The organism is Holtiella tumoricola (genome assembly GCF_027857615.1).
GTDB lineage: Bacteria > Bacillota > Clostridia > Lachnospirales > Cellulosilyticaceae > Holtiella > Holtiella tumoricola.
Map to the genome: position 1 here is coordinate 62,903 of NZ_JAQIFT010000014.1, position 16,452 is coordinate 79,354.

The 16,452-nt window shown below is 34.2% G+C and carries 19 protein-coding genes and 1 other RNA gene; 3 read left to right on the forward strand and 17 right to left on the reverse strand.

Annotation, left to right across the window (positions count from 1 at the left end; genetic code table 11):
- Position 1 precedes the first annotated feature (1 nt).
- The 12 genes from PBV87_RS03260 to PBV87_RS03315 all read right to left on the reverse strand — a co-directional run bounded on the left by PBV87_RS03260 (position 2) and on the right by PBV87_RS03315 (position 11,075).
- Positions 2 to 817, reverse strand: a complete 816-nt coding sequence (locus PBV87_RS03260) for an MFS transporter (protein ID WP_271011136.1) — start codon at positions 815 to 817, stop codon at positions 2 to 4.
- 181 nt (positions 818 to 998) lie between these two features.
- Complete coding sequence (locus PBV87_RS22820) at positions 999 to 2,792, reverse strand: MutS-related protein (protein WP_271011137.1); 1,794 nt, start codon at positions 2,790 to 2,792, stop codon at positions 999 to 1,001.
- Positions 2,793 to 2,794: 2 nt separating this feature from the next.
- Positions 2,795 to 3,070 (reverse strand): YkgJ family cysteine cluster protein, encoded by a 276-nt coding sequence (locus PBV87_RS03270; protein ID WP_271011138.1) that lies wholly within the window; start codon positions 3,068 to 3,070, stop codon positions 2,795 to 2,797.
- A gap of 17 nt (positions 3,071 to 3,087) precedes the next feature.
- Complete coding sequence (locus PBV87_RS03275) at positions 3,088 to 4,218, reverse strand: ABC transporter permease (RefSeq protein WP_271011139.1); 1,131 nt, start codon at positions 4,216 to 4,218, stop codon at positions 3,088 to 3,090.
- Positions 4,215 to 5,255: an ABC transporter permease gene (locus PBV87_RS03280; RefSeq protein WP_271011140.1), complete on the reverse strand. Its 1,041-nt coding sequence runs from the start codon at positions 5,253 to 5,255 to the stop codon at positions 4,215 to 4,217. The genes PBV87_RS03275 and PBV87_RS03280 overlap by 4 nt, the downstream gene beginning before the upstream one ends.
- 10 nt (positions 5,256 to 5,265) lie before the next feature.
- Complete coding sequence (locus PBV87_RS03285) at positions 5,266 to 6,201, reverse strand: ABC transporter ATP-binding protein (protein ID WP_271011141.1); 936 nt, start codon at positions 6,199 to 6,201, stop codon at positions 5,266 to 5,268.
- Between the two features lie 101 nt (positions 6,202 to 6,302).
- The gene (locus PBV87_RS03290) at positions 6,303 to 6,923 is read right to left on the reverse strand and encodes a response regulator (protein ID WP_271011142.1); all 621 of its coding nucleotides are present in this window, start codon (positions 6,921 to 6,923) and stop codon (positions 6,303 to 6,305) included.
- Between the two features lie 4 nt (positions 6,924 to 6,927).
- Positions 6,928 to 8,028, reverse strand: a complete 1,101-nt coding sequence (locus tag PBV87_RS03295) for a sensor histidine kinase (protein ID WP_271011143.1) — start codon at positions 8,026 to 8,028, stop codon at positions 6,928 to 6,930.
- A gap of 71 nt (positions 8,029 to 8,099) precedes the next feature.
- Positions 8,100 to 8,678 carry a recombination mediator RecR gene (recR, locus tag PBV87_RS03300; protein WP_271011177.1) on the reverse strand — a complete coding sequence of 193 codons (579 nt, stop codon included), beginning with the start codon at positions 8,676 to 8,678 and terminating at the stop codon, positions 8,100 to 8,102.
- A gap of 23 nt (positions 8,679 to 8,701) precedes the next feature.
- Positions 8,702 to 9,040 (reverse strand): YbaB/EbfC family nucleoid-associated protein, encoded by a 339-nt coding sequence (locus PBV87_RS03305; RefSeq protein ID WP_053982427.1) that lies wholly within the window; start codon positions 9,038 to 9,040, stop codon positions 8,702 to 8,704.
- A gap of 12 nt (positions 9,041 to 9,052) precedes the next feature.
- A complete protein-coding gene (gene dnaX, locus PBV87_RS03310) occupies positions 9,053 to 10,660 on the reverse strand; it encodes a DNA polymerase III subunit gamma/tau (protein ID WP_271011144.1) in 1,608 nt (535 codons plus the stop codon).
- 55 nt (positions 10,661 to 10,715) lie between these two features.
- Positions 10,716 to 11,075 (reverse strand): arsenate reductase family protein, encoded by a 360-nt coding sequence (locus PBV87_RS03315; protein WP_271011145.1) that lies wholly within the window; start codon positions 11,073 to 11,075, stop codon positions 10,716 to 10,718.
- A 134-nt stretch (positions 11,076 to 11,209) separates the two neighbouring features.
- Here PBV87_RS03315 and PBV87_RS03320 point away from each other — a divergent pair, with 134 nt between their 5' ends.
- Positions 11,210 to 11,470, forward strand: a complete 261-nt coding sequence (locus PBV87_RS03320) for a hypothetical protein (protein ID WP_207642815.1) — start codon at positions 11,210 to 11,212, stop codon at positions 11,468 to 11,470.
- Positions 11,471 to 11,550: 80 nt separating this feature from the next.
- Here PBV87_RS03320 and ffs read toward each other — a convergent pair.
- From ffs to PBV87_RS03335, 3 genes are all read right to left on the reverse strand, one after another.
- Positions 11,551 to 11,815, reverse strand: an RNA gene (gene ffs, locus PBV87_RS03325) — signal recognition particle sRNA large type.
- Positions 11,816 to 11,883: 68 nt separating this feature from the next.
- Entirely contained in the window at positions 11,884 to 12,324 is a 441-nt protein-coding gene (locus PBV87_RS03330; RefSeq protein WP_053982423.1) for a hypothetical protein, read from the reverse strand.
- A gap of 68 nt (positions 12,325 to 12,392) precedes the next feature.
- A complete protein-coding gene (locus PBV87_RS03335) occupies positions 12,393 to 12,851 on the reverse strand; it encodes a nucleoside deaminase (protein ID WP_053982422.1) in 459 nt (152 codons plus the stop codon).
- Positions 12,852 to 12,961: 110 nt separating this feature from the next.
- On the opposite strand from PBV87_RS03335, the gene PBV87_RS03340 reads away from it, so the two are divergent.
- Complete coding sequence (locus PBV87_RS03340; RefSeq protein ID WP_271011146.1) at positions 12,962 to 14,389, forward strand: spore germination protein; 1,428 nt, start codon at positions 12,962 to 12,964, stop codon at positions 14,387 to 14,389.
- A gap of 74 nt (positions 14,390 to 14,463) precedes the next feature.
- Positions 14,464 to 15,264 carry a protease inhibitor I42 family protein gene (locus PBV87_RS03345; protein ID WP_271011147.1) on the forward strand — a complete coding sequence of 267 codons (801 nt, stop codon included), beginning with the start codon at positions 14,464 to 14,466 and terminating at the stop codon, positions 15,262 to 15,264.
- A 29-nt stretch (positions 15,265 to 15,293) separates the two neighbouring features.
- Here PBV87_RS03345 and PBV87_RS03350 read toward each other — a convergent pair whose 3' ends face one another.
- Entirely contained in the window at positions 15,294 to 15,728 is a 435-nt protein-coding gene (locus PBV87_RS03350; protein ID WP_271011148.1) for a hypothetical protein, read from the reverse strand.
- Positions 15,729 to 15,829: 101 nt separating this feature from the next.
- Positions 15,830 to 16,408 (reverse strand): restriction endonuclease, encoded by a 579-nt coding sequence (locus PBV87_RS03355; protein ID WP_271011149.1) that lies wholly within the window; start codon positions 16,406 to 16,408, stop codon positions 15,830 to 15,832.
- Positions 16,409 to 16,452: the final 44 nt, after the last annotated feature.

Sequence of the window (16,452 nt, forward strand, 5' to 3'; positions counted from 1 at the left end):
ATTATGCCTCCTCTCTTTCTTTTCTAAGCTGTCTACGTTGTTTTGATCCTACAATTATATTTTTAATTCCAATAAAGATTAGAGCAATAATACAGCATCCTAATCCACCAACACCAATAGCAACCAAGCTACCAAATAAACATAGCATACCCATTGATGCCATTCCTGCTGTTGCTGTAAAGCCTGCCATTCCTAACCCAAGCACCCCCACTCCTAATGCTAAGACACTAAAGAAAATACCCATTCCTAGTACAAAGATTGCTGCTCCTCCAAATGTCACCGCTATAGGCAAACCAAATAAAATAGCACATGCTAGTAGAATACCATTTAATAATGAACTTCCTACTTTCTTCTTCTTCTTTTTAAATTCTTCTTTTTTAGCAGAATTATATGATGCGTAAGATGTATCTTGTCTAGGTCCTGCTGTATCTTGTTGTTTATATGATTGCTCATTTGTATTTGTATACTTTTGATATGCCGCTTGATCTTCACCTTGATTATTATGATTTACATTTACCTTTGGTTCACTATAAGTATTGGCCTTTGGTTCTGTGTGAACCTTATCTTCTGTATAAGTGTTATATGCTGATTCATTATGCATTTTCACTTCTTCTTGCTGTTTTGGTTTCTCCTCTACTTGAGGCATTTCTATCTCTTGCACGTTTCTTGAAATCTTTTGAACAGCAACAGCAGCTGTTTCACCTTGCTCCATTCCACCGGTTTTTTCACGTTTAAAATCTTCATCCTCTAATACTGGTAAGAACTCTACATCTATAATATCTGATAACTGATTTAATTTATCTCTTTCATCGCTCATCTTCCCTAGCTCCTTTTTAACTTTATCTTATAAATCTATATTACCCCGAACTTCTTAATGTCCATACCGGATAAAGTTTAAGATTTCTTAAGAACTTTCTTATATTAAATAAAGATAGCACCTCCAAAGCTAGATATACTTTGTCTAACCTCTAGAGATGCTATCTTTAAAACTGTTTATTTTATTCAATAACCTCTATACCAACCATCTTCATGAGATACTTAGCGTTTGTAGTCGTAGAGTGACCTTTTCTAAGCTTATAATCAAATTTAATAGTATCTTCTCCATACTGCTCTTCAAAGTGATAATTACTTACCCCTTTTTCTTCGCCTAACTTACAAAGCTCCATATCATGGGTTGTAATTGCACCAATACTTCCATATTTGCTAAGTGCCTTTACAACACTTATAGAACCTATAATCCTATCTCCTGAATTGGTTCCTCTAAAGATCTCATCTATAAGGAAGCATTGCTTACCTTTATCTTTTCCTGCCTCTATAATCTCTTTTATACGTGTAAGCTCTGCATAGAAGGTAGAGATTCCATGGCTTAGATCATCTCGAATACGCATTGATGTTGCAAGATTCATCTTACTACACTTTAAGTTTTTAGCTACTACTGGTGCACCGCTATAAGCAAGGATCAAGCTTATACCTAATGTTCTCATAAAGGTTGTCTTACCTGACATATTGGATCCTGTGATTACAAATATTTCATCTCTTAGCTGTACATCGTTACATACTCTTACCTGCTGTTCAATAAGTGGGTGGCCTAGCACTTGGGCCTCAATATACTGCCCCTCCATAGATACAAGAGGAAAATGTACATCTGATTCAATGTGCCCAATAACACTTAAACTAATAAGGCTTTCCACCTCTCCAATTGCTTTTAGATAACTTTCTATACTTGCTCCATATTTCTTACGCCAGTTTTCTGCTTTCAATATAACTTGCAAATCCCATACCATTAAGCCATTTAATAAAATAGCTACAATAGGCTGATAGGTAATATGTGCTAAGTTACTAATGTGCTCTAATTCTTTTAAGCAATTTAAAGCGTTCTGTTCATCTTTAAATAAACATTCTGTTTGCTCTTTTAAATAGGAACTATTAAATTCTTTATCTTTGATTACATCTAGAATACCTACATACTCTTGCAAATCATAAAGCATACTCATAAGGATTTCTTTCACCTTTGAGATACGTGGCATATAAAATACAACTAATCCATATGTTGCAATAATCAACACTGTTGTTAATGTCTTAATCCAAGAATAAGGTGTTATAAAGCTTAAAACAACTAATATTATTAGTGGATAAGGCAATCCTTTTATAAGCGCTTTAAGCCATCTTTCTTCTATAAAGTTCTCTGTATCTGTAGCATATTCAAGTAGTTTTTTAGGCTCTTCAATTCCTTTTTTACGTCTACTTGTAATCCCCTCAACTTTTTGGCAGAAATCTAAGTCATTTAATAACTCTTTGATAGCCTTTTGCCTTTCCCCTATAATTTCTTCTGTAAAATGATTTTCTAGTAAAGATTCAGCAAGTAGCTTTCTTCCATGCCAAGTATGGGTTGTATTAATCTTTTGAAATAATGACTGTGGTCCTACTATGTCTAAATCTAAAGCATAGGGATGGCTATCTATTTCAAACTCATCGCCTCTATCCCTAAATCCATGCCACTCCTTGGTCATTCTCATACTATACTTCTTATTAACATTCTCCATACTTTCATAGTAATCCATTTGATCTTTTATCTTCTGATGTTTATAAAGTAAATAAAAAAAGATAGCAAAAGAAGCCCCAGCTCCTATTATCCATAATAGTTGCTTAGGACTTTTGATGACTAAATAAGTCATATACCCTGCTAAAATTAATACGACTAACCTTAAATTAGCTATTTGATTGTACCTTTTTTTCTCTTCTTGCCACATCTTATGGTACTTTGCTTCTAATTCTTTGAACGGTGCACTCACACTTACTCCTCCTTACTTGATGTATCTGGACTTGTTAACCTCTCTAGTTCTTGTAAATACTCTAAAGCTTCCTTATTACAAGTCTTACACATTTCTTGACTTGGTTCTAACCCACCACATACTTTAGGTCGATCTGGACTTCCAAATATCTTACATCTATTCTCCTCATCTAATTGAATACATCTAACATTTGCAGGCTTACCTTTTGGCATACCTGGTATAGGTGATGAAATAGAAGGAGCAATACAACATGCTCCACATTTTTCTCTACATTCCATGGTCGTCCTCTTTTCTTCTATTCTTGTTCTTGATAACTTGATGTCAATATTAAACTCACTAAAATGAGCACTGTTGCAATAAGTACTGCAATGCCTAATCCACTTAACATATCTTGTATTGGTCGATTATAAACCATATCTTCATAGCCTTTTACAATCCATCTAATAGGTGAAAGATAAGATATATTTTGAATCCATGTAGGCAATAATTCTATAGGTAAAAAAAGATTACTCAACATACAAAGTGGTGTAAGACCTATCCCCATAATTAAATAATAAGTCATACTTTTTTTACTAATAGCAAGGATTAATAAGCTTATCGAAATTCCTACAATACAAAGCACTACTCCAATAATAAGAAACTTAAACCCATCTAGATTAAAATCTACCTTTATCCATTTCATCCCGCAAAACTGAATAATAATCTGGGTAAATACAATGATAAAAGCTCCTACTACATGCCCTAAGATATACTGATACTTCTTCAGTGGTGCTACGACTATACGTTCATACACATAGTATTCTCTTTCTCGCATCATAGGACTAAGGCTAATCCCTACAGTAATAAGAAACATCATTACAAAGAAACTAAAGCTAATCTTCATGGTCATCATTGTCTTTATATCATTTAAAACATGAATCTTAGGTTCACTTTGTTTGACTTCCTCATATAAGCAATAAAAGCCATCTTCACTTTGAGATGCTTTAATTAATTGATTAAAATAGTTCACTTGAGTCGTAAAAACTTCCTTTAAAGTTTCTATCTTACCACTTACTTGATCTTCTTCTAATCGTACAAACTCATAAGGCATAGAGTCCTTTTTCAGAGCTTCATAACTATTATCATACGCCATTATTATGCCTAAGTCTATGTTGTTTAATCTAACTGCGTCCTCTAATTTTCCCTTATCCTTGTAATGAGTAATATTGACTTGAGCTGCTATAAGCTTTTCTTCTATCAACTGTGTCACATCACTTGTATCTTCTACATAAATTCCTATGGCTCCTATTGCCATCACCTGACCATCATTAAATAGAAACTGTGTAAACACTGATAGGAGTATAGGTACAAATAAAATCAATATTCCCCAAGGCCTTAGAAAAAACATTCTTATATTATGCTTTGCTATTTTTAAGATTTGATTCATAAACTCTCCTCCCCCCTTCTAAGCTTCAATACAACAATTCCTAATAAAATTACAAAAATAATTACTATATACCCTATAAAAGAACCCCTATTCATTAGCTGACCTGTTTGTATGATGTCTTCTAATTGTTCCACTAAAGGCTTAATAGGAGATAAATTTGTGATTTTACCTAACTCAAACATAGGCATTAGTTTGCCACTAAGTATAGCTGAAAATGTAATAATAATAGAAAGGATATTTTCTCCCATGTCTTTCTCTCTTACATACAACCCTATCGTCATCCCTAGAAGCGTTGTTAATAAGCTTGCAATGAGTAATATTAAAATTGTAATGGTAGGTACTTTGAAAAAGTTCACATTAAAAATAATTTGATAACATACCGCTGTTACTATTCCCATGATCCAGATAATAAAGGAACTTGTCGTATACTCCATTATAAATAACTTATAGGATGATATAGGAGCTGTTAAAGCACGCCACCCTACAGCTTGCTTCATATAAAATATTTGATTGATACCAAAGCTCCCTCCTAACATAATCCCAAATACTAACATGGTCACTACTAATGGCGTAAAAAAATCACTAGTTCCTTTGCCTTGTATAATCGTTTCTTCTATTACTATGGCTTCTTCTTGTAATACTTGCATCTTTACTTGTAATCCATATCTACTTGCAAATTGCTCTAGTATGCTGATAAGTGTACTTTCCTCTATCATGTCTCCTGATTGATTAACTACGCTTATCACCTGCATGGCTTCATCAATCTGAATAACCAAAGCTGCTTCTTCCTCTTGTACAAGCTCTAACTGTATGGATTCTTCATGAGAAAGTTGCTCCATGAAACTAGATACAGCTCTCGTTAATGCCGCCTCTTGTTGCTGTACATGAACACTTAAAGTAATAGTCCCATCAACATTATTCGTTACTGTAAACATCTTTACAAAGATTATTGTAAGCATAATAGGAAAGATACTCATAAGTAAAAGTGTCTTATAATCTTTTAGCTTCCGTCTTAAAATATTTAGCCATATTGTCATCTAATCTCTCCTAATCTCTAAGCGCTCTCCCCGTTAAGTTTAAGAACACATCTTCTAAATTTAGTTCTTTCATATGGATATCCGTAAGCTCTGCTCCACCTTGTATCAATACCGCTATAATTTGATCTAAGTTGGTCACTTCTCTCCTTGAATAAATGGTTAAAACATTCCCTTCAAACTGAACACGTTCTACTCCCTTTACTACAAGAAGCTTTGCTTCTTCAACCTTTGAAATTTCTCTCACTGTAACTTGTAGTGTTGAACATTCCTCAATCAAATTAGCTAACATCTCCTTTGTACCTAATGCAATAATATCGCCTCTGTCTATAATGGCGATTCTATCACAGATGCTTTCTGCCTCCTCCATATAATGGGTTGTATAGATAATAGTCGTCCCCTTTGCCTTCAAAGCCTTAATAGACTCTAATATATAATTTCTAGACTGTGGGTCTATCCCTACTGTCGGCTCATCCATGATAACAAGCTTAGGTTCATGCACAATGCCACACGCTATATTCAGCCTTCTTTTCATGCCTCCGGAAAAATGTTTTGATTTATCCTTCATTCGATCTTCTAAACCTACAAACTTTAATGCTTGATTAACCTTATCATTTAGCTCTTTTCCTTTAAATCCATAAAGACTTCCAAAGAAGCTTACATTTTCATAAGCACTTAACTCCTCAAAGATTGCAATTTCTTGAGGTACTACACCTAATTTACTTTTAATCTCCATAGATGCTTTCTCTATATCTTTACTCATTATTTTTACTTCACCTAAATCTTTTCTCTTGACCATACTTAAAATATTAATAAGCGTTGTCTTACCTGCTCCATTGGGCCCTAACAATCCAAAGATTTCACCTTCTTCTACTGAAAGATTTATATTTTTAAGAGCGATAAGTTCTTTAAAGTTTTTGTATAATCCTTTAACTTCTACTATTTTCATGTTTTCCCTCCCAAACTTCTCTATTTTATATTTCTATTGTAATAAAATAAGATGTTACTTTTAAGTACTAAAAGTAACATCTTACTATGACTTTAGTCATATCATTTTTTTAAATACGCTATCGCAATTTGTGTGCGATGTTTAAGGTCCATCTTAGTTAAAATAGATGTCATATAGTTTTTAACTGTTCCTTCAGATATGTATAATTTATTTGCTATTTCTTTATTTGAAAGTCCTTCTGCAACCTCTTCTACAATCTCCATCTCTCTTTGAGACAATCCATAAGTATTCCAGTCTACTTTATGATTTGTTTCTACATTCCCTATACTCTTCAGTACATCTGGGTGGAATACACTATTCCCACCGGCTACTGTTCTAATAGCATGTACAATATGATCTGGCGTACTATTTTTAAGAATATATCCATCTGCCCCATAATATAAGGCACTCTTTATAAGATCATCTTCATCAAATGTAGTAAGAACTAAATAACGCTCTTTTTTCTCCTCCTGACTTTTTTGCTTTAATACTTCTATCCCATCCATAATAGGCATACGCAAATCAAGCAAAACCAAGTCCACTTCATTGTCTTCCAAAAAATCTAAGCATCCTTTTCCACTCTCACAAGTCCCAATAACATCTAGATCCTCAAAAGTAGATAAAATAAGCTTTAGGCTTTCTCGAATGAGTATATCATCATCTACAAGCAATACTTTAATCATTTTCTTACCTCTTTATCAACATAATCGTTTCAAATCCATTATCTATATTCAAAATAAGCTTACCACCAACGCCTAGCGTTCGTTCTTCTATTCCTATTAACCCTAAACCTGATTTGATAGGCCCCTTTATAAAGCCATTATCCTTAAAACTTACTTTAATCAATTGATGTAATACTTCAATCTTCACTTCAAATTGATCCCCATTAGAGTATTTCATAAAATTAGTTAAAGTTTCTTTTAAGTTTTCTTGTATAACAAACCATATATCTAAGCTAATTCTTTCTAAATCCCCTTTATAAATAAGTTCACTTACTATGCCAGATTTTTCTCTAAATCCTTCTAGTATCCCTTTAACCTGACTTAATCCGCTTTCACTTGCCGCTGGTTTTAATTCTTTAAGAGTATAACGTACTTCTTCCATTCCTCCTCTTAAACTTTCTATGACTCGTGTCATAAGCTCTAAGCCTTTGGCTTGGTCTTTAATTATAATCAACTTAATCGCTTCTAGCTGCATAACATTTCCTGCTAAGAGATGCCCTATTTTATCATGCAACTTCTGTGCTAGCTGATTACGTTCAGACACCTTTGTAATATAAGTTGTTTGTTTCTTTTCTTGCTTACTAGCCTCTACTGCATGTCCTAAAGAACTTATCTGTCCCATAAGTATGGTTCTTTGCTTATTAAATGTCTCTAGCTTACTCCTATCCCAGTAATGACAGATCTCAGATATCGTTAGTACACTATATATAAACCAATTAACCAGTATATGTTGTATATTAATGAATCCTATACCTAAAATTCCAACTAATAGAATTACCTTCTCCATAGGACTGCTTATATCACACCAATAGGCTAATAATACTAAAATTAATAGAATCATAAAAATCGGATATTGTCCTATGACTAATACACTTAAATAGGCCATATCTACACTTAATAAAATCTTTTTAACTGCTATAGTATGTACAACTTGGCTAGACAAATAAATAATAAGATGTACGGACAACAATAATATAACTTGCTCAATAGACAATTGTCCACCTAACACGTTTTGTCCACAAAACAATACAGCTAGCCCCTGTAAGAAGAATTCTCTTCCTTTCATTCTAGCCTCCTTAAGTAATAAAAATAGGAGTTACCACAAAACAATTGCTTTATGATAACTCCTGATGTTTTCTATATTTCGCGTCTTCCTTGTAAAGCACGTGATAAAGTAACTTCATCTACATACTCTAAGTCCCCACCTACTGGTACACCATGTGCAATACGTGTTGTCTTGATACCCAGCGGTTTAAGAAGCTTACTCACATACATAGCTGTTGCTTCTCCCTCAATATTAGGGTTAGTAGCAATAATTACTTCTTCAATTTGCTCTTTTTGTATACGCTCAAGTAATTCTTTAATTTTAATATCACTTGGCCCTACTCCCATCATAGGAGAAATCGCTCCATGAAGAATGTGATAAAGGCCTTTGAACTCTTTTGTACGCTCATAAGCAGCCATATCTCTTGAGTCTTCAACAACCATAATTTGATGTTGATTACGCGCATCATCTTTACAGATTGGGCATAACTTATCATCTGTGATTGTACAACAGCGCTCACAATAACTAATGTGTTCTCTTGCATCAATAATAGTATGCGCTAATTGTTGCACCTTATCTTTTGGCAGACTAATGATATGAAAAGCTAGCCTTTGAGCTGACTTGGCTCCTATACCTGGTAGCCTTGATAACTCTTCTATAAGAGATATCATTTTGTTGCCATAGTAGCCATTCACTAGAATAAGCCTCCTGTTGGCATACCACCTGTTAATTTGCCCATTTCTTTTTGACTAAGTTCTTCAGCTTGGCGAATTGCTTCATTAACAGCTGCAAGTACTAAGTCTTCTAATGTTTCAATATCATCTGCATCTACCACTTCTGGTTTGATTGTAATAGATTTAACTTCCTTGTTACCAGTAGCAACAACTTCTACCATTCCACCACCAACTGTAGCAGTTACTTCCATTTCACCAATTTTAGCTTGTGCTTCTTCCATTTGTTTTTGCATTTTTTGTGCTTGTTTCATAAGTTGTTGCATATTAGGCATTCCGCCACCAAATCCTTGTCTTGCCATTGTGTAATCCTCCTAATTTATAGTTTCTATTTTATAATTTATTTTTGAATAAATATCTCTAAGTGTACCACTAATCGATTGTGTTACATCGTTTTGTGGCATTTTAGTTCCATGTGTTTCTTTAACTTTAGATTCATAGTGTTTCACATCAATCGGTACAACCTTAACTTCTTTTTGCATCGTTTGGTTAATAAGTTTACGTACTTCTTCTATATGTGAATTAATACTAGGCTCCATATTTACACCATGTACAATATAGAAAGTATCTCCCTCTATAAGTCCTGGAGAAGTTGATTTGAACACAAGCTTAGCTGCTGTTCCTAGCTTCTCTTTGATACCATCCCACTTCCCTACAAGTGCCTTAATATCTTCTGGCACAGCTTCTGGAAGTCTCGTTGGCACAATTTCCTTTTCTGGTTCTTTAGGTGCTGCTTGATGAACAACTTGAACTGGTTCACGTGCTTCTAGTTTTTCAAGTTTTGCCTGAAGTGCTAAGAGCTTCTCTTCTAGTCCATTAGAGGATTCATCTACTACCGCTTCACTTAACCTAAGTACTGTAACTTCTAATAAAATACGTTGATTCGAAGCTATTTTCATCTCTGAATCTAACTCTGAAAACACTTTGATATATTGCATCAATGCATGAACATCTATTCCACTTGCCTGTTCATTAAGTCGTGCAATATACTCCTTGCTATAGTCTAACACACTCGTATCACCCTGTGTAGTCTTTACAACCAATAAATTGCGCGCATGTCCTAGAAGGTCAAGTGCAAACTGTCTAATGCTGCGTCCTTGCGTATTAACCTCTTGAACTACCTCAAGAGCCCTCTTACTATCATATGTGCTAAATGCATCAATCATATCAAATAAGTAATGTGTATCTACTGCTCCTACTAAATAAAGTACCTTATCTACAGTAATATGCTCATCAAAGTAGAAAGAAATACACTGTTCCAATATACTTAAGGCATCCCTCATACCACCATCTGCTAGACGTGCAATATAACTTAATGCTTCATCTTCAATATCTATCTTTTCTTCTTCCATGTATTCATGTAAGGTCTCTTGGATAGAAGTAGCTGGAATACGCTTAAAATCAAAACGTTGACATCTAGATAATATGGTTACAGGAATCTTTTGAGGATCCGTTGTTGCTAAAATAAAGATGACATGAGCAGGTGGTTCTTCTAAGGTCTTTAATAAAGCATTGAATGCACCTGTAGAAAGCATATGTACCTCATCTATGATGTATACTTTATACTTTCCCACTGCAGGGCTATACTTAACCTCTTCATTGATCTCACGGATATTATCTACCCCGTTATGAGATGCAGCATCTAGCTCTATAATGTTAATACTTGCACCATCTTCAATTTGTTTACATGCTTCACATGCCATACAAGCTGAACCATTATTAGGATTAGTACAGTTAACTGCTCTTGCAAAGATTTTAGCAATAGTCGTCTTCCCTGTTCCTCTACTTCCTGTAAAAAGATAGGCATGAGAAATACGACCTGTTTTTATTTGGTTTTGTAATGTCCTTACAATATGTTCTTGTCCCACAACTTCATCAAATGTTCTAGGTCTATACTTTCTATATAGTGCTAAATAACTCATAGCCTATTCCTTTCTCATTTTGGTATGATTTTCTTTCTATATTATACCACAAAATCTATTTTCTAAGTGTCTCTTCGTAAGCTTCTTGTTTAAATCCTACAAGGACTTTATCATCTGTTACTAAGATAGGACGTTTAATAAGCATGCCATTAGAGCTTAAAAGTTCTACTGCTTCATCTATAGAAAAACTTCCTACTTTATCTTTTAAATTCATTTCTTTATAAAGTTTGCCTGATGTATTGAAAAACTTTTTAACTTCTAGTCCACTTTTTTCAATCCATGCTTTCAGCTCTTCTTTTGTTGGTACCTCTTCAACGATATGTCTATCTTGAAATTCTACTCCTGTATCTTTTAAACAGTTTAATGCTTTTTTACATGTAGTACATTTTGGATATTGTACGAATAAATTACTCATCTAAAACACTCCTTATCTTTTGATTTATTTTGTCCCCTCTTCTTGCCTCAATGTATATACTGATATAGAACAAATTCTTTATGTCTTAATTTTTTTAATGAGGTGAAATAATGTCCTATATCATATCTCCTTCAATGATTAACTACGTATTTGTAAATGATTTAATTGAAATCCAACTAGAGGAGCCTCCTAATAACAGAAAATGGGAACTTGATCTCCCTCGTGGCTTCCAAACTATAAAAGGTAGTTATAACCCCAATGGCTATACATTAATTAGAAAATGGGTTATACAACCTCTTGTTCCTGGTGAATTCACCATCTATTGCTACTATCGCCAGCTTTGTTGTGGTAACCCTATCGTAGAAACAAGGGCCTATAGAATTATTGTTCAATAGTATATTATACACAAAGTGGCTCCTGAAAGATTATATCCTTCAGGAGCCTATTTATATACGTTATTATATGCTTTTTAAATCCGTGCACTCAGCTTCGACATTAGCCCATAAGCGTGACCCTAGTAGTTAACTCCGACTAGGCACTCTCACGGCACATAGAGCGTGCTCCCTTAGTGCTGCTTCCTTCCGGACCTGACACGATTCAAGAGTGCCTATTGCGTAAGACCTAATCATCAACATCACTTGCTAAGGGCAGACCCTACAAGATACTGCCTCGGCTAGAGCATCACCCCTGCTACAGCGGGTTGCAGGTACAGGGCACCGCTATTTCCCCGGCTAGCACGGAAAATGGTTGACATATGAAAATGTCATGTAAATAGTATAACGACTTTATGGCACTCTGTCAATGCCTGTTATTCTCCTAAAACTTGTAAAAAGCGTGCATAGTGATCTTTTGCAATAACTTTAAATAATTCAATTGTACATTTAACAGCTGTTCCTGCATCAAAGTTTGCTTCATGTGCATGGAAAATAGCAGAAGTCATAATTTGTCCTGTTGGAGTAAGTACATATTTTACTGTTGGATACTCAAAGTGGATTTGATTAATTACTTTAAGCATTTCTTCTCTTTTTTCTTCTGGCACTTCAGCTACAATAAGAGATTGCATAGTCACATAGATTGAATCATCTATAATAAACATGAATTGTTTTTTATCGTCTTCTCTCACTGGGTACATACTTCTAAAGAGTATAGCATGTTCCTTTTCTTCTTCCTTAAACATATTTACGCCATCTGTTTCGATAAGAAAATCTCTGAAGATTCTCGCCTTTTTATGTTTTGCTGTAACGTTCATTGAAGTTTCCCCCATTTCTTTTTTTCGGACTACCCTTATATTATATCATTGATTAAACAACTCTCCAATTACTTTTTTTGACGCATTTTTTTGAAGTATTCTTTTAAAATTGCTGCACTCTCTTCCGTACATACGTCACGTATAACTTCACATCGGTGATTCAGCTCTTCTAATTGTAAAATATTAAGTACAGAGCCTCCAAAACCAGCTTTAGGGCTACTTGCTCCATATACCACTTTGGGGATACGTGCTTGTACAATAGCTCCTGCACACATTGGACAAGGCTCTAATGTAATATAAATAGTACACTCCTCTAAACGCCAATCCCCTATATATTTACAAGCTTCATCAATGGCCAGTATTTCTGCATGTGCCAGGCTATTTTTATCTGTATTTCTTCTATTACAAGCTCTAGCAATAACTTCACCATTATGTACAATAACTGCACCTATTGGCGTTTCATCAAGCACATAAGCTTTATTTGCCTCCTCTAATGCTATCTGCATATATTGAATATGTTCTTCCATTTCATTACCTACCTCACCATTTCTTTGCCTCTATTGTAGATAAAAATGTATATTTTGTATAGTCCTGCATATGCTAACTACATTATTTCTAAAAACTGGGTGGTTAAACAATGAAACTAACTTCGAATTTACAAGAAAATTTACATGCGCTCCACAAAATTTTACCTGTTGGTAAATCTTTTGACCTTCTAGAGAAGGTCCTTTATATTCATGGTCGTACCTTTTATCTTTACTTTCTAGACGGTTTTGCTAAAGATACAAACTTAGAATATATACGTCGTGATATCTATGCCCTACCAAAAGAAGAACTAGACAAAGTGCATTCAGCAGAAGAGCTCATTCGCTTAGGTATTAGTTCTATAGAAGTCTCTACTGAAACAGATATAGATGAAATGGTTAAGGCTCTCCTTGCTGGACAAACTATCTTACTCTTTGACAACTCCAGTTCTGCTGCAATCATCGACTTACGTACTTATCCTACTCGTGGCATTAATGAACCTGAAAAAGAAAAGACTATTCGCGGTGCTCGAGATGGGTTTGTTGAAACAATCGTATTTAATACTGCACTTATTAGACGTCGTATTAGAGATCCGCATCTTATTTTTGAAATGATGAATATTGGTCAGGTCTCTAATACAGATGTAGCTATTGGCTATCTTAGCAATAAAGTAGACAAAAAGCTCCTAAAAAAAGTTAAAGATACACTTAATCAATTGCACGTTAACGCACTCACAATGGGTGATCAAACGCTTATTGAAAGTATTAATGAAGAAAAGTGGTTTAATCCTTTTCCTAAGGCACGTTACACGGAGCGTCCTGATGTGGCCGCTGCACAAGTAACTGAGGGAAAAATTGTTATCTTAGTAGATAACTCACCAACTGCAATCATTGTCCCTACAGGTATCTTCGACTTCTTACAAGATGCAGATGACTACTATGTACCTGTTATTACTGGTAATTATCTACGCTTTGTACGTCATATCATTTTCCTTGTGAATCTATTTTTGACACCTGTATATGTCCTTATTGTACGTTATGAATCTATGATTCCATCATCGCTCTCCTTCTTACTGCCAGATGACCCACTAAATGTAGCGCTCTTTATTCAGTTCTTAGCTCTAGAGTTCGCTGTAGATGGGCTTAAAATAGCTTCACTTAATACACCTAGCTCATTAGGTACTTCATTATCTGTTATCGGTGGTCTTATTTTAGGTGAATATGCTGTTAAAACAGGTTGGGTTGTACCTCATACTATTTTCTATATGGCAATTGTAGCACTTTCTAGCTTTACTCAACCTAGCATTGAACTGAGCTATGGTATAAAAATGATGCGTATGATTATGCTCCTTGGAGCTGGATTATTTGGTATATGGGGATTTGCTATTGCTGTTGTATTAGATATTATTCTTCTTCTAACAACAAAGACTTTTACTGGCGAACCATACCTTTATCCACTTATTCCATTTAACTGGTCTGCCCTTCGTACCTTAATCTTTAGAACAAAAGTTCAAACTAAACAATCTGCAAATAAACATTAATATGAGATATCTATGATTACATTCCTTCAAGTGTTATACTATAAAAGAAGTTAATATTTGAAGGAGTGTGTATCATGCCAAAATTAAAATTAACTCATTTAGTCCTCATTGCTCTAGTAAGTTGCAGTTCTTATGTCTATGCTAATGATACGCCTAAAGAGTTTGTAACAATCCTCTTAGATGGACAAGTAGATACTAAAGTTATTGCCAGTGATAATACAACTTATTTCCCTATTAGACTAATCAATAATTCACTAGGCTATACCCTTACTTGGGATGCTTCTACAAAATCTGTCTTACTAGAAAATAATCAAAACAAAATATCTATAACTGCAGGAAAATCGAATTACATATTAAATAATATAACGCATCAACTTCCAAAACCTATAAAACTTATAGAAAATATACTTTATGCACCTCAAGAGTTCTTTGAACTTGCTTTTAATATCAAACCTACTCATGTGCAAAATAGTATTGAGCTTGTACCATCTACACCAGAACCTACAACGCCAGAAGAACTGTTAGAAACACCTCTACCACCAGATAAGGAAACACCATCTACATCAGCCGAAGATCGTGTTCTTCCTCTTTTTGAAGGCACTAATACCTATAATGTTGGTCAAAAGCTTACTATCAAACTTGCAGAGAATCCTTCTACTGGCTACAAATGGCAAGTAACCTTCCCTGAAGGTATTACTATCCTAGAAGATTATTTTACGCCTAGTGGAACAAACTTACCTGGTGAAGGCGGAGAACATACTTGGATTATACGTGCAAATGCTGTTGATACATATGTCATTGAATTTAAAAAAGCCCGTCCTACCGAACCAGATAATGTCATTGATACTAAAGTATTTAAACTTAAAACCAAATAAAAAAGAGGTGAATATATTCACCTCTTTTTTTATTCCATAATAATAGCTTCATTATTCATATCATCTGACATACCCATGTCGCCACCCATATTCATGCCATCTTCTATGTTCATCCCATTATCCATACTTTGATTTGATCCACCAAAACTTCCAATGAATGTAATAGATACAAGTGCAATGCAAGTAACGCCTACCGCTACCCAGCTCCACCATTGTTTGTACCAAAGCTTGCCACCCTTTATTGCAACAAAAAGAAAGACTGGTAAAATTGTAATACCAATAATCATACCTTTCATGATCTCACTCTTCTCTTGAAGAAGTGTTTGTCCTAATGATGGTATTGCAATAAATAAAGTAACAATAATAGGAATACTAATAAGGCAAATCCCTAATATAATAGAACCTATTGAAAGCGTTGGCTTCTTTACTACATTCTCAACATTTTGTTTTGTTTCTAATTGCATTAAATTACCCCCTGTTTATGTCTTATAGTTTAACAATATACTAACACAAACAAGGGCACTTATTAATAACTTTTCCATTATTTATTATTACAATATGATTACTATACTTCTTGTGTACTAGAAGATACTTTTGTTGCTTCTTTTTCATTTGTTACTTTCATAATCTTTTTTAATAGTTCTTGTTGATCAATTAGGTTTACATGATTAGCCTTTGCAAATTGCTTTGCCTTTTCACTATACGTACTTGTTGTAATCAGCATACACTTGTTAGCTTTATAGAGATTCATACTTCCATATACTTGTTGAAGTGGTAAAATCCCAATCTCCTCTGCACCACTTACACACTTAATGCAAATTATATCCTGCTTTTCCCTCGCAATGATATCGCACCCTAATTCATCTTTAGATTTCAACAAATCAATAAAATACCCTAATCTCTTATAAAGATTAGCAGTATACGCTACGAATTCATCTTGTTCCATTTTCTTAATCTGATTAATATCTGAACACATTAAAAATGTCTTTTCTCTATCTCTACGTACACTCTCCATTCCAAGTAAAAGTAAAGCTACAATAAGTATTTTAGTTAAGGCGCTAATAATATTAGAAGAACGTAATATAAACCAAAAATATAATAAAAGAGCACTAACGAATAAACTTATTTTAATCCATGTTTTCATTTTCTCACCTCTTAGTGTGATTATGGGTTAAAATAAAGATTTTT